Origin of the sequence: Neisseria sp. HMSC065C04 (genome assembly GCF_001815375.1) — a bacterium.
GTDB lineage: Bacteria > Pseudomonadota > Gammaproteobacteria > Burkholderiales > Neisseriaceae > Neisseria > Neisseria flavescens_D.
In genome coordinates, this window is record NZ_KV820406.1 from 139,496 (window position 1) to 152,166 (window position 12,671).

12 protein-coding genes are annotated in these 12,671 nt (G+C 47.7%); 3 read left to right on the plus strand and 9 right to left on the minus strand.

The window, feature by feature from the left end:
* Window positions 1–20: 20 nt before the first annotated feature.
* The 4 genes from HMPREF3022_RS04500 to HMPREF3022_RS04515 form a co-directional block, all read right to left on the minus strand.
* On the minus strand, window positions 21–887 hold the full coding sequence (locus tag HMPREF3022_RS04500; protein WP_070765184.1) for a DUF808 domain-containing protein: 867 nt from the start codon (window positions 885–887) through the stop codon (window positions 21–23).
* Window positions 888–999: 112 nt separating this feature from the next.
* Window positions 1,000–2,382, minus strand: coding sequence for a TolC family protein (locus HMPREF3022_RS04505; protein WP_049331217.1), 1,383 nt, complete (start codon window positions 2,380–2,382; stop codon window positions 1,000–1,002).
* A gap of 62 nt (window positions 2,383–2,444) precedes the next feature.
* Window positions 2,445–4,382: a MacB family efflux pump subunit gene (locus HMPREF3022_RS04510; RefSeq protein ID WP_049331218.1), complete on the minus strand. Its 1,938-nt coding sequence runs from the start codon at window positions 4,380–4,382 to the stop codon at window positions 2,445–2,447.
* Between the two features lie 81 nt (window positions 4,383–4,463).
* Window positions 4,464–5,645: an efflux RND transporter periplasmic adaptor subunit gene (locus tag HMPREF3022_RS04515; protein WP_049331220.1), complete on the minus strand. Its 1,182-nt coding sequence runs from the start codon at window positions 5,643–5,645 to the stop codon at window positions 4,464–4,466.
* Between the two features lie 289 nt (window positions 5,646–5,934).
* On the opposite strand from HMPREF3022_RS04515, the gene HMPREF3022_RS04520 reads away from it, so the two are divergent.
* Window positions 5,935–6,357: a type IV pilin protein gene (locus tag HMPREF3022_RS04520; protein WP_049331221.1), complete on the plus strand. Its 423-nt coding sequence runs from the start codon at window positions 5,935–5,937 to the stop codon at window positions 6,355–6,357.
* Window positions 6,358–6,474: 117 nt separating this feature from the next.
* Here HMPREF3022_RS04520 and nusB read toward each other — a convergent pair whose 3' ends face one another.
* From nusB to HMPREF3022_RS04535, 3 genes are all read right to left on the minus strand, one after another.
* Window positions 6,475–6,903, minus strand: a complete 429-nt coding sequence (nusB, locus tag HMPREF3022_RS04525) for a transcription antitermination factor NusB (protein WP_003748564.1) — start codon at window positions 6,901–6,903, stop codon at window positions 6,475–6,477.
* A gap of 121 nt (window positions 6,904–7,024) precedes the next feature.
* Window positions 7,025–7,504, minus strand: a complete 480-nt coding sequence (ribH, locus tag HMPREF3022_RS04530; protein ID WP_036493252.1) for a 6,7-dimethyl-8-ribityllumazine synthase — start codon at window positions 7,502–7,504, stop codon at window positions 7,025–7,027.
* Window positions 7,505–7,597: 93 nt separating this feature from the next.
* The gene (locus tag HMPREF3022_RS04535) at window positions 7,598–7,921 is read right to left on the minus strand and encodes a DUF2185 domain-containing protein (RefSeq protein ID WP_003748560.1); all 324 of its coding nucleotides are present in this window, start codon (window positions 7,919–7,921) and stop codon (window positions 7,598–7,600) included.
* 254 nt (window positions 7,922–8,175) lie between these two features.
* On the opposite strand from HMPREF3022_RS04535, the gene rnc reads away from it, so the two are divergent.
* The gene (gene rnc / locus HMPREF3022_RS04540; protein ID WP_003683027.1) at window positions 8,176–8,895 is read left to right on the plus strand and encodes a ribonuclease III; all 720 of its coding nucleotides are present in this window, start codon (window positions 8,176–8,178) and stop codon (window positions 8,893–8,895) included.
* 64 nt (window positions 8,896–8,959) lie between these two features.
* Window positions 8,960–9,889, plus strand: coding sequence for a GTPase Era (gene era, locus HMPREF3022_RS04545; protein WP_049331223.1), 930 nt, complete (start codon window positions 8,960–8,962; stop codon window positions 9,887–9,889).
* Window positions 9,890–9,947: 58 nt separating this feature from the next.
* Here the strand turns inward: era and coaBC are convergent, their stop codons facing one another.
* Window positions 9,948–11,126 (minus strand): bifunctional phosphopantothenoylcysteine decarboxylase/phosphopantothenate--cysteine ligase CoaBC, encoded by a 1,179-nt coding sequence (gene coaBC, locus HMPREF3022_RS04550; RefSeq protein WP_070765185.1) that lies wholly within the window; start codon window positions 11,124–11,126, stop codon window positions 9,948–9,950.
* Window positions 11,127–11,165: 39 nt separating this feature from the next.
* The gene (locus HMPREF3022_RS04555) at window positions 11,166–12,395 is read right to left on the minus strand and encodes a tetratricopeptide repeat protein (RefSeq protein WP_070765186.1); all 1,230 of its coding nucleotides are present in this window, start codon (window positions 12,393–12,395) and stop codon (window positions 11,166–11,168) included.
* Between the last annotated feature and the right edge of the window lie 276 nt (window positions 12,396–12,671).

Sequence of the window (12,671 nt, forward strand, 5' to 3'; positions counted from 1 at the left end):
CAGACGGCAGGGAAACAAAATCAGTCTTTTTGAAACAATTTCATTGCAGGCAGGACGATTGCGCAAGCCAATGCACCGGCGGCTACTCCGACCACCAGATTGGCGATATGTTCCATTATGCCGCTGTCCCAATGCTGCGCGTGGAGGAAATCGTGCAAAAAACCAAGGTTGTGGGCGATTAGTCCGCCGCCAACCAAGAACATCGCCAGCGTGCCGACAATGCTCAAGCCGCGCATAAACCAAGGCATAAATGAAATCAAACCGCGTCCGATACCTTGCACAGCAACGCTTTTTTGGCGCATCAACATCATGCCGAGGTCGTCAAGTTTGACGATAATGCCGACCAAACCATAGACCAATGCAGTCATGCCGACACCGATGGCGGCCATAACCAAAGAACGCGTCATCAGGTCATATTTTTCAACAACGCCCAGCGCGATAATGATGATTTCGGCGGAGAGGATGAAATCTGTGCGGACCGCGCCTTTAACTTTTGTTTTTTCGTCTGTGACTTCAGGCTCGGCATTGTGTCCGTCTTCGTGTTCATTGCGGTGTAGAAATTTGTGCAACAGTTTTTCCACGCCTTCAAAACACAAATACACACCGCCGATCATCAGCAACGGCGTAATCAGCGCAGGTACGAAAGCGGAAAGCAACAGCGCAAGTGGCACCAGAATCAGCTTGTTGACCAGAGAGCCTTTTGCCACCGCCCAAATAATCGGCAATTCGCGCTCGGTGGATACGCCGGTTACCTGATTGGCGTTGAGCGCCAAATCGTCACCGACCACGCCGGCGGTTTTTTTGGCGGCGACTTTGGTCATCATCGCTACGTCGTCCAAAACGGCGGTAATGTCGTCCAAAAGCGTAAAGAGAGAGGCGAAGGCCATAATGTTGTCCGGATAAAATCAAATAAACGCGCGATTATATATGAAAATTCAGTTGCTTGAATGTTTTTCAGACGGCCTTTGACGGAAATTAACCAAAGGCTGTCTGAAAATGCTATTTCGGCGTATAACGTCCCGCCATGGCTTTATACACCATATTTTCGTATTTCAAGGCTTCATAGCGTTGGTTCAGCAGGTTTTGAGCCGAGCTGTATTCCGAATTCAAAGCCTCCAGCCAGTCTTTCAACTCGTTTTTACCGTGTTGGTAGCGTACTTGATAGTAATGGCTGTTTTTCTTGTCCAACTGATAACGCTGTTCTTGATTGGCAAGGCTGGACTGCGCGTTTCGGTAGGCAAGGTAGTTGGTATTAACCTCGTTGAGCGCGGTGGTCAGGGCTTTTTCAAAATTCAGCTTGGCACTGTCCATCTCCGCTTGTACGGTTTTGTCTTTCCATTTCATGGTCTGCCAGTTAAGGAAAGGCAGATTGATGGTGGCCGAGCCGCCCAACATGGGGATATTGAACGTACTTTTCGCTTTATCGGAAGACGTACTCAAACTTGCGCCCAAAGTAATCGACGGATACCAACTGCGTTTTTGCGCGTTGACCGATTGTTGCGACGCTTGCAGGCGGTATTCGGCGGCGCGCAGGTCAGGGCGATTGGCCAAAACGGTAATCGGTACGTCCAAGTTCACACCTTTGACAGGCAACAGGCGGAATTGTACCGGATCGGCGGCCAGGTTTTCAGACGGCCTTAAATTCAACAAATTACGCAAAACCTGTTTTTGCGTATCCAAATTGTTTTGCAAAGACAACAGGCTGTTTTCCGCGCTCAGCAATGACTGTTTGGCTTGGGTCGGCTGGCTGGAGTCGGCCCGGCCGTAGCGGAACTTGGTATTCGCAATGCGGTTGATTTCCTGGTATTGCTTCAGCGATTTTTTTGCCAACTCGATGGCTTCGTTCAGGTAGGCGATATTGAAATACGCATCGGCAACATTATTAATCAAAGTCAGGCGTGTGTTGGCCATGTCTTCATGCGTGGCTTGGTATTCCCATACCTGCGCATCGGCAGTAGCACTGAGTTTGCGCCACAAATCCAATTCGTAGCTCAAACCAAGCTGGCTGCTGAAGGTATTGCCGTGGCTGCCGGTTTTCAGGTTTTTAGAAGCGTTCGCGCCCAACGAGCCGCTGAACGAAGGCACCAAATCCGCACCCAAAATATTGGCTTGATACAAAGCTTTGTTGACGCTGATGGCCGCCTGTTTCAAATCAACATTGTTTGCCAGCGCCTGCTCCATCAGCGCATTAAGCTGCTGGTTTTGGTAGATTTCCCACCAGTTGCCGTTTACATCGTAGCGTTCGGCAGTTTCCGCCGCGCTCATGACTTGGCCGGTCGCTTCCAGCGTCAGGTTCGGATTGGCTTTAGGTGCGGCGCACGCACTTAGGGCAAGAGCGACAGCCAATGATAAGGCTGCTTGGGAAAAAGGTTTCGTCTTCATAAAAAATCTTTCGGGTAACAGCATTTCAGACGGCCCAAGATAATAGGCCGTCTGAAACATAATCAATCCTGAGCCAGTGCATCAATCGGGTTGAGCTTGGAAGCCTTGTTGGCAGGCATAAAGCCGAACGCGACGCCGATGGCGGTGGAGCAGACCACTGCGCCGATGACGGAAGTCATGGAAATGCTCATCGGGAAGTCGGTAACAAAATAGTTGAACACCAGGCTGATGCTTGCGGACAACAATACGCCTGACAGGCCGCCGATGATACAGATTAAGACTGCCTCAATTAGGAACTGTTGCAAAATATTGTTGCGGCGTGCGCCGATTGCCATGCGGACGCCGATTTCTTTGGTGCGCTCGGTAACGGAAACCAGCATGATGTTCATCACGCCGATGCCGCCGACCACCAAAGAGATGACCGCAATGGAAGAAATCAGCAGTGTCATGGTGCCGGTCGTGCTTTCAACCATTTCTTTGATGCTGTCGCTGTTGTTCATAAAGAAGTCTTCTGTACCGTGGCGTGCTTTCAGCAGCTCGGTCAGGCTTTTTTCGGCAACTTGCGTGTTGGCATCGTCTTTGATTTTGACAACGATGGAGTTAGTATAGCTCTCGCCGGTAATTTGGTGCATGACCGTTGTATACGGCGACCAAAGCATCAGCGAGTCGGAATTGCCGAATGAGTTGTCATCCTTTTTCATAATGCCGATGACGGTTAACGGGCGTTTTTTGAAAAGGATGGTTTTGCCTAAAGGATTGACACCTTCGCCGAAGAGTTTGGTTTTGGTGTTTTGGTCGATGACGACGACTTGGGCATCGGTTTTTACATCGTCATCATCAAACAGACGGCCTTCTTCCAATTTCAAACCGCGCACGTCGAAATATTGTTCGCCCACGCCGTAAAGTGAGGCGGTCAGGTCGGTGTTGCGGTAGGTTAAGGTGCCGCCGGAGCTGGTTTGAGGGGTGGCAGAGGCGACGTAGCTTTGTTGGCTGATGGCTTTTGCGTCATTAATCGTCAGTGTCTTGATCCGTCCGCTTCTACGGTCGCCAAAACCACGGCCGGGGAAGATGCTGATGGTGTTTGTGCCCATCGAGTTGATGTCTTCCAGGATTTTTTGTTGCGAGCCATTACCCAAGGCCACTACCGATACCACCGAAGCAATACCGATGATAATCCCCAGCATGGTCAGCAGCGAACGCATTTTGTGCGCCATAATCGCCTGTACCGACATTTTGAATGCTTCCATAAATTGATCGTAATAAAACGACCAGGAAGCTTTTTCTTTAATCCTCTCCACTTTGCTGGGCGGGATATCGGGATTTTTAGACGTGTCGGAAATAATCTGACCGTCGCGGATTTCGATGACGCGGTTTGCGTTTGCCGCAATGCCCGGATCGTGGGTAACCATAATCACGGTATGCCCGTCTTCGTGCAGCTTGTGGATGATTTCCATCACGTTTTTACCGCTGGCGGTATCCAATGCGCCGGTCGGTTCGTCGGCAAAGATGATTTCGCCGCCGTTCATCAATGCGCGGGCAATCGAAACGCGTTGTTGCTGACCGCCGGAAAGTTCGCTGGGTTTGTTGCCTTCTTTATTTTGCAAGCCCAAATCGCCCAACAGTTTTTCCGCACGTTCCGCGCGCTCTTTGCTGTCCATACCCATATATACGGCAGGCAGGGCGACGTTGTCCCGGGCGGTCAGCGAGCTTAACAGGTTGTAACGCTGGAAAATAAAGCCGAAACGCTCACGGCGTAAAGCCGCCAGCTCATCCGGCTGCATTTGCGATGTTTCGATGCCGTCGATTTGATAAGAGCCGGAGGTGGCGGTATCCAGACAGCCCAAGATATTCATCAGCGTTGATTTGCCTGAACCGGACTGGCCGATAATCGCCACAAAGTCGCCTTTCTCAATAGAAAGGCTGACATCTTTCAATACATGCACACGGTTTTCACCGCTACCGAAAAAACGGTTGATATTCTTACATTCGATTAAACTCATAATCTTTCCGGGCGAAAAATAGAAATACAGGAACTAAGGCCGTCTGAAACACAGCCAAACCTTTCAGACGACCTTAATCAATCAGCGAGGAGGGCCGCCACCCATCATCGCGCGTTCACTGCTCTTATTCTTTTCATCTGCGCTCATTTCAGAAACGATCACTTTTTCGCCTTCTTTCAAGCCGCTTTTGATTTCGGTATTCATGCTGTCTTTCAAACCGACGGTCACTTCGCGTTCTACCGCTTTATTGTCTGCGCCCAAAATGCTGACATAGGATTTGCCGTTATGCTTTTTCACGGTCAGCGTCGGTACCAGTAAAACATTCTTCACGCCGTTGATTTCGATCGTGTTTTGAGTGGTCATGCCGATAGAAAGTTTGCCTTCTGGATTCGGTACCAGGGCACGGGCATAGTAGTAAATCGCATTGGAAGTCGTGTCCGTGCTGCTGGTGTAGTTGCCCAAAGACATGGTGGTCAGGCCGGGGTCGACACTGTCTAATTTCGCTTTAATCGGGGTGTCCGGCTCGGACAAAATGGTGAACGAAATATCCTGACCGGCTTTGACTTTCGTGATGTCGCCTTCGGCAATCTGCATTTTGTTCAACATGGTTTCCAGATTGGCCAGCTGGATAATGGTCGGCGTAGATTGCGCCGCATTGACGGATTGGCCTTCTTCAACAGGAATGGCGACCACGGTGCCGTCCATGGTGGCGGTAATCCGCGTGTGGCCCAGTTCGGATTCGGCTGTATTGATGGAGATTTTTGATTGTTTGATGGAGGCCTTCAGTTCGGCAACATTCGCTTTAGCTGCGGCTAAAGAGTCTTGTGCAGATTCCAAGTTTTCCTTGGAAGTTGCCTGTTCTTTCCATAAGGCAAGTTCGCGTTTATATTTTTTCTCCGCACTGGAAAGCGCAATTTCGGCAGAAACCAATTTTGCCTGATAGGTTTCCAGTTTGGATTTTTCGGTATTTAAGGTATTGATCTGATTGGTTGAGTCGATTTCCGCAATCAGATCGCCTTTTTTCACTTGTTGGCCCAGTTTCACATACAGTTTTTTAATCTGACCTGAAGCTTCCGCGCCTACGGATACCAAATTGGAAGGTGAGATTTCGCCGGTTGCCGATACGGTTTGACGGATATCGCCGCGTTTGACCACTTCTGTAATAAAAGAAGACTGAGGCTCAGGCTTCATCAAAGACCAGCCGCCGAAAGCCGCTGCTACTACAACAGCCGTACCGGCCGCCCACTTGAAAACTTTAGACATATAAAAGGAACCAATTCAATAAAATAACGTCGCAGACAAGCAACAAATGTATTGATAGAAACAAAAAAACAACTGGATTTTACTGTAAAGACCAAGGCCAACCAAGAGACAGTCGGCTTAAATTGAATTTTAACTTATTGAAATAAAAAATAAAGGGCAGTAAACATTTTTCAGAACTTGTACCTCGTTTACATAAATTCCCAAACATCCTCCGAATCTGAACATTTAAGCCGCAAGAAAACGACTATAATATTCATGTCTTATTCCAATTATTAACGACACAAATAAAATGAAACACCAACAAGGCTTCACGCTTATCGAGCTGCTGATAGTCGTTTTGATTGCAGCCATTCTTGCTACCATCGCATATCCGTCTTATCAAAACTACATCCGCCAAACGCGTCTTGCATCCGTCCGCACACAGATGCTGCATAATGCCCAACAACTTGAACGCTATTACACTCAAAAAAGTACATTTGTAGGGTTTCCTGATGGAAATTTACAGCAGAATCAATATTTCAATATTAGTTTTTCCGAAGGTACGGATTCTATGCCTAATCCTTCCGATTCAGGTTATATTTTGAAGGCTGAACCCAATAAAGAAACCAACGCTAATGAAACCTGTACCGTTTATTACAACGACAGCGGTATCATTTGGGCAAACAGCGACAAGCAAAACTGTCCCGGTTATGAAATGCCAAAATCAGAATAAATCGAGATATAAAAGGCCGTCTGAATTTCAGACGGCCTTTTTAATGGTTTGGCTGTATAAGTACATTAGCTTAAACAGGGCAAAGATCAGTAATTTTGACCTGATGTGAAGTCAATCTTAGCCTTTGCGGCGCGGTTCGTCAGGTCGGATGCGGGAAGCCAGTTGGTCGAGGATGCCGTTGACGAATTTATGGCCATCGGTGCCGCCGAAAGTTTTGGTAACTTCGATGGCTTCATTGATGATAACAGGGTATGGGGTTTCAGGCATGGTGCTCAGCTCATGGCAGGCAACCAGCAAAACGGCGCGTTCGATAGGGCTGAGGTCTTTTTCGTCGCGGTCGAGCAGGGGGCTGATTTTTTCCATGTATTCTTCGGCATGGGTTTGTGCGCCGAAAAACAGTTTGTTGAACAGCTCTTCATCCATATTGGAAGATTGGGACAGTTCGTGGATGTTTTTAGCGATTTCTGGGGCTGCAGTTTTGTTGATGCCTGCTTGATAAATGGCTTGTACGGCAAGCTCGCGTGCGCGGCGGCGTGGGCTTTTCATGGGTATTCCTTGTGAAGAGAGTGCCGATGGTTGTCGGCTGAATATTGAATGATTCAGACGGCCTCAATGTCATGATTGAGAGGCCGTCTGAAAATATGCGGTATTCAATACGGGGAGAAGCTTATTCTTCGTCGTCTTCGTATTGTTCTGACAAAAGATGGTTGACCAAGTTGGCACATTCTACGGCAACTTTGGCAGCATCGGAGGCTTTTTCTTCGATGCGTGCAACGGCTTGTTCGTCGTTTTCAGTCGTCAGGATGGCGTTGGCGATAGGGATGTTGTAGTCAAGGGCAACGCGGCTGACACCTGCGCCGGACTCATTGGATACCAATTCAAAGTGGTAAGTTTCGCCACGAATGACAACGCCGATGGCAATCAGTGCATCGAATTGTTCGGATGAAGCAAGGTTCATCAGCGCGATAGGTACTTCAAGCGCTCCGGGAACGGTGGCAAGCGTGATGTTGTCTTCGGATACGCCCAATTCTTTCAAGGTGCGGCAGCAAACTTTGACCATTTCGCTGCCGATTTCGTTGGTAAAACGGGCTTGAACGATGCCGATGCGCAAGTTGGTGCCATCGAGGCGTGGTTCGATAATGTTCATGATGATTCCTTCAATATATGTGAAATAGGGATTCGGCTCGGTTTCAGACGGCCTTGTTATAGGGAATGCCGTCTGAAACGAAATGGGGATGGGCTATTCTTGCGGCTGCCAATCGGCAACGGCTTGGAACTCGCCGTCTTCGTTCAATTCCCACGCGCTGCCTTCTGCCTGAGTCAGGAGGGGCGCAATGTCTGGATTGTCTGCGGTAATGGCGGAGAGGCTGACAATACTGAAGTTGTCGGGATTGTCGGTGTATTCGTCGGTTTCGTCGCCGCTGAAAATACGCCAGCCGCTGTCGTTTTCAAATACGGGGGCTTCGCGGTAGAGGAAGCCGACAGGTTCGCCTTGTTCGGCGACGGTGTTGGTGACGATGCAGCGGTCGAGCGCTGCGGCCAATGCTTGGGCAAATTTGTTCATGGGGTTGACAAAGAGATGATTTGGCATGATTTTACACGATTCGCTGCTTTTCCGCACGGATGTGTGCAGGGGCGGTTTGATGGTACAATGTCGGCAAGTGCCGTCAGGTTTGAACATGACGGCTTTTGATTGTTTATCGGCTTGAGGGGCGCAAGAAACAATGAGCCAAAATAAAAAAGTTGCCGGTGTAGCCTTTTTATTTTGTTTCACTGCGGATGAGGCGTGCTTTCCGGCTGTTTTTTTGAAAGTATGGAATGAAACCTGATTTGCTCAAACAGCAGGCGCATCGAGCGATTCAAAAGCGTCTGGGCTATGAGTTCCGCAATATGGAGCTGCTTCAGCAGGCTTTGACCCACCGCAGCTACAATGCCAAACACAATGAGCGTTTTGAATTTGTCGGCGATTCGATTTTGAATTATTCCGTGGCGCGGATGTTGTTTGACGCGTTTCCCAAATTGTCGGAAGGCGAGCTGTCGCGGATGCGTGCGGCTTTGGTAAATGAAGGCGTGTTGGCTGAAATCGCGTTGGAAATGAATGTCGGCGACGGGTTGTATTTGGGTGCCGGCGAGTTGAAAAGCGGCGGTTTCAGACGGCCTTCGATTTTGGCCGACGCGATGGAAGCAATGTTTGCGGCGGTCAGCTTTGACGCTGATTTTTCTGCGGCGGAAAAAGTGGTTCGCCATTTGTTTGCGGAACGCGTGAAACGTGCGGATTTGAATATCGGCAAGAAAGACAGTAAAACCGCTTTGCAGGAAGCCTTACAGGCACGCCGCTTTGCCCTGCCGAAATATAGAATCGAAGAGCAGGCAGAGCAGACGGCTGATGCGATGTTTGTGATTTCCTGCGATTTGGGCGAACTCGGTTTCATCTGCAATGCACGCGGCAGCAGTCGGAAAGTGGCCGAGCAAAAAGCGGCATGTGAAGCCTTAGAATGGTTGGAACAGAAGTTTCCTTTGAAAAAAGCTAAAAAATAATACTTCAGACGGCCTTTGAGAAAATGCAAAGGCCGTCTGAAACAATCAAGAAAGTCATATATAAATGGATATCGAAACCTTTTTGCAAAACGAGTCGCAACACCCGACGGATTATCGTTGCGGCTTTGTGGCCATCGTGGGTCGCCCGAATGTCGGCAAATCCACGCTGATGAACCATTTAATTGGTCAGAAAATCAGTATTACCAGTAAAAAAGCACAAACCACGCGCAACCGTGTCACCGGTATTTACACCGACGACACGGCGCAATTTGTGTTTGTCGATACGCCGGGTTTTCAAACCAATCACCGCAATGCCTTGAATGATCGTCTTAATCAAAACGTAACCGAAGCGTTGAGCGGCGTGGACGTGGTGGTTTTTGTGGTAGAAGCCATGCGCTTTACCGATGCGGACCGCGTGGTGCTGAAGCAGTTGCCTAAGCATACGCCTGTGGTATTGGTGGTCAATAAAATCGATAAAGATAAAGCCAAAGACAAATTTGCGCTTGAGACATTTATCAATGAAGTGCGCCAAGAGTTTGAATTTACCGCCAGCGAGGCAGTTAGCGCGAAACATGGTCTGCGTATTGCCAATCTGCTGGAATTGCTCAAGCCGTATCTGCCGGAAAGTATCCCGATGTATCCGGAAGATATGGTGACGGACAAATCCAGCCGATTCCTGGCGATGGAGATTGTGCGTGAAAAACTGTTCCGTTATTTGGGCGAAGAGTTGCCGTATGCGATGAATGTTGAAGTAGAGCAGTTTGAGGAAGAGGAAAGCGGACTGTTTCGCATTTATATCGCGGTGTTGGTCGATAAAGATAGTCAAAAGGCGATTTTGATTGGCAAAGGTGGGGAGAAATTGAAGAAAATTTCTACTGAAGCCCGCCTTGATATGGAAAAATTGTTTGATACCAAAGTCTTCTTGAAGATTTGGGTGAAAGTGAAATCCGGTTGGGCAGACGATATTCGTTTCCTGCGCGAATTGGGACTGTAATGTAATGTGTGTTTGAACAAAGGCCGTCTGAAAAACTTTCAGACGGCCTTTTGTTTTATCAAGACAACAATTCAGCCAGGCGTTTGACGATTTCATCCGCTGCTTGGCGTTTCGATGTTTCCGGAAATGAGGTTTCGGCAAGGTCATCAATAATGGTGATTTGATTGGTTGGCTTACCCATGGAAACGGAAACTTGGTTGGCCACCAGCATCGGTACGTTTTTGCGCAAACGTTTTGCCCGAGCAAATTCCAAAACCTGATGGCTTTCCGCAGCAAAGCCGACACAGAATGGTGGAGAAGGCAGGGTGGCAACGGATGCAAGAATATCCGGATTTTCCGTCAGTTCGATAACCGGGGGCTGATTGCCGTTTTTCTTCAGTTTCTCGTTGCTGCTGTTTTTGACTTTATAGTCTGCAACGGCTGCAACGGAAATAAAAACATCTTGTTCATGGATATGGCGATGAACTGCCTGATACATGGCTTCTGCGCTGACAGCCTGTTCGGAATGAGCCAAGCCTGCTGGCAAGGCCGTCTGAATTTGACCGTAAATCAGCGTGACTTTCGCTCCGGCAGCACGGCAGGCACGCGCTAAAGCCATGCCCATTTGTCCGCTGGAAATATTGGTAATGCCGCGAACAGGATCGATGGCTTCAAACGTTGCGCCGGCGGTAATCAGAACTTTTTTTCCGCTCAGTAGCTTGGGTGTCCATAAATCCTCTAGCAAATCTGCCAGATCGACCGCTTCAACCATTCTACCAGTGCCTGTTTCGCCGCAAGCCTGTTCGCCACTGTTTGGGTAAAACACGGTAATGCCGTCTGAAACCAGCTGCTCAATATTGCGCAGGTTGGCAGGGTTGTTCCACATTTCGACATTCATTGCAGGCGCAACGGCCAAAGGACATTTTCTGGCTGCAGCCAAAGTAGTCAGCAGGTTGTCGGCCAATCCGTTGGCAATTTTGGCAATCGTATTGGCAGTTGCAGGCGCAATAAGAAATGCGTCGGCTTCTCGCGTCAGATTGATGTGCGCCATGCCATTATTGGAAGCACCTGAATAGGTATCCGATAAAACTGGATTGCCGGTTAAAGCTTGGAAAGTCAGTGGGGAGACAAATTCCGTCGCAGAATCCGTCATCACTACTGATACAGAATGTCCTTGCTTTTTCAGCAGTCTGACCAGTTCGCAAGATTTATACGCTGCAATACCGCCGGTAATGCCGAGGAGAATGTGTTTGCTCATAAATAACGGGTTCATTAAATGAGATATATAGGAATCAAATTAGATTTGTTCGATGTTGATTCTGGCCAGCTTTGCTTTAATCGCATTACCATATCTCTTTGGTAAGAATGCTGAAACCGCTCCGTTTTTCACTTCAGTCACATAACTGCAGACTTTAAATTCAGGAACAACATTGAGCGAGTAGTCCGGATTGACCAAAGGTGAAGCACTGGAGTACAGCGTCCATCTTGCCAGGCTGCCATCTTCATAATCAGTCGTTGCGTTAAAGCTGGTAACCCCTTCGCTGAAAGCGATTTGATAATTAGAGTAGAACTCTCCGGGAATTTCGTGTGCATTACAGAAATCAAATAATCTGTCATGTGCAAACAGATTCTGACGGATATAGGCCCACAATTCTTTTTCTAGAAAATCTTGGTCGGCAAAATGTCTGGAAGGGTAGCCCTCATCGACAAAGTTTTGAATCCTTTCCTGCATATCTGGGACTGCACCCGCTTTAGCCCCCCACATACCCGCAAGAATCAGGGCAGTATGCGAGCCTGAGTCGCGAATAGTGTGGAATAGGGTGCTACTTTTTATCCATTCGGATACGGCCGCTGCATCACGATAACAAATAATAGAATCTGCATCACGGAAAATAACGTATTCAACCTCGGGATCATTAATGGCAAGAAAGCGCCACATCGTGCCCGGCCAGTTGTTCAATGGAGCGCCAACTTTAATCACTTCGGCACCGTTATTTCTAAATCGTTGAATAGCTTCAGCCGATACAGAATCGTCGACATAAAAACGGCATGTCCAACCAGGGAAAAGCACAGGCGCAAGCTGGGTATTTAAGACAGCAGGTTCAATATATTTGGAATTATTGCCAAATAAAGAAAAGGAGATAATCCGTTTGCCGTTTTTTGGAGATGGTGTCGGAATGATTTCATGTTCTAGGTCTGGGATGGCTTTGTCTTTTAGAACCAAAGCCTGATGACCGTAAAACCCGGTTTTTTCCCAGTTATCTAGAGCGCCGTAAGCATGTGCAAGTAAATCCAAAGCAGGAATATAGGTGCTATCTAGCTCTAACGTTTTCATTTCAGCCTCAATGGCTTTTTCCCATTTCAATTGCTTTAGATAGGCATAAGCAACTTTATGATGAAATTCGACAGATTGGGGGTTGAGAAGGCAAAGAATTTCGGCACGTTTAAGCGCTTCCTCGTAATTTTCCTCTTCGATGAAAGAGTGATATGCTTGTTCAAATTTTTGTTGAATCTTTTCGTTACTCATAATAGGGACTATTCTAAATTTATGATTGTTTTATTGGAGAAAGTAGAGATTGTAAGAGTAGATGGGGCTAAAGCGCCAGTAATAATAGAGATATAGAGTGTTTGAATGTGGCAATTAAGAGTAAAGCCGCAGGACTATTTATCTTTGGATATCTGTTTTATCTATCGAACGATAAAATTCAATAAATTTTAAATTATTTAAATACAGATAGTTGTGAAAAAAATTTTAATTTTTTTGAAGTTGGGTGTTGACTGGTTTTGTTGGTAGGCGTATAGT

Bases quoted from the DNA above. Each gene is read 5' to 3' on its own strand.
- ribH (WP_036493252.1), bottom strand. From the start codon at position 7,504: ATGAACATTATCGAACCACGCCTCGATGGCACCAACTTGCGCATCGGC.
- HMPREF3022_RS04520 (WP_049331221.1), top strand. From the start codon at position 5,935: ATGAAACACCAACAAGGCTTCACGCTTATCGAGCTGCTGATAGTCGTT.
- era (WP_049331223.1), top strand. From the start codon at position 8,960: ATGGATATCGAAACCTTTTTGCAAAACGAGTCGCAACACCCGACGGAT.
- HMPREF3022_RS04535 (WP_003748560.1), bottom strand. From the start codon at position 7,921: ATGAACAAATTTGCCCAAGCATTGGCCGCAGCGCTCGACCGCTGCATC.
- coaBC (WP_070765185.1), bottom strand. From the start codon at position 11,126: ATGAGCAAACACATTCTCCTCGGCATTACCGGCGGTATTGCAGCGTAT.
- HMPREF3022_RS04510 (WP_049331218.1), bottom strand. From the start codon at position 4,382: ATGAGTTTAATCGAATGTAAGAATATCAACCGTTTTTTCGGTAGCGGT.
- rnc (WP_003683027.1), top strand. From the start codon at position 8,176: ATGAAACCTGATTTGCTCAAACAGCAGGCGCATCGAGCGATTCAAAAG.
- HMPREF3022_RS04500 (WP_070765184.1), bottom strand. From the start codon at position 887: ATGGCCTTCGCCTCTCTCTTTACGCTTTTGGACGACATTACCGCCGTT.
- HMPREF3022_RS04505 (WP_049331217.1), bottom strand. From the start codon at position 2,382: ATGAAGACGAAACCTTTTTCCCAAGCAGCCTTATCATTGGCTGTCGCT.
- nusB (WP_003748564.1), bottom strand. From the start codon at position 6,903: ATGAAAAGCCCACGCCGCCGCGCACGCGAGCTTGCCGTACAAGCCATT.
- HMPREF3022_RS04555 (WP_070765186.1), bottom strand. From the start codon at position 12,395: ATGAGTAACGAAAAGATTCAACAAAAATTTGAACAAGCATATCACTCT.
- HMPREF3022_RS04515 (WP_049331220.1), bottom strand. From the start codon at position 5,645: ATGTCTAAAGTTTTCAAGTGGGCGGCCGGTACGGCTGTTGTAGTAGCA.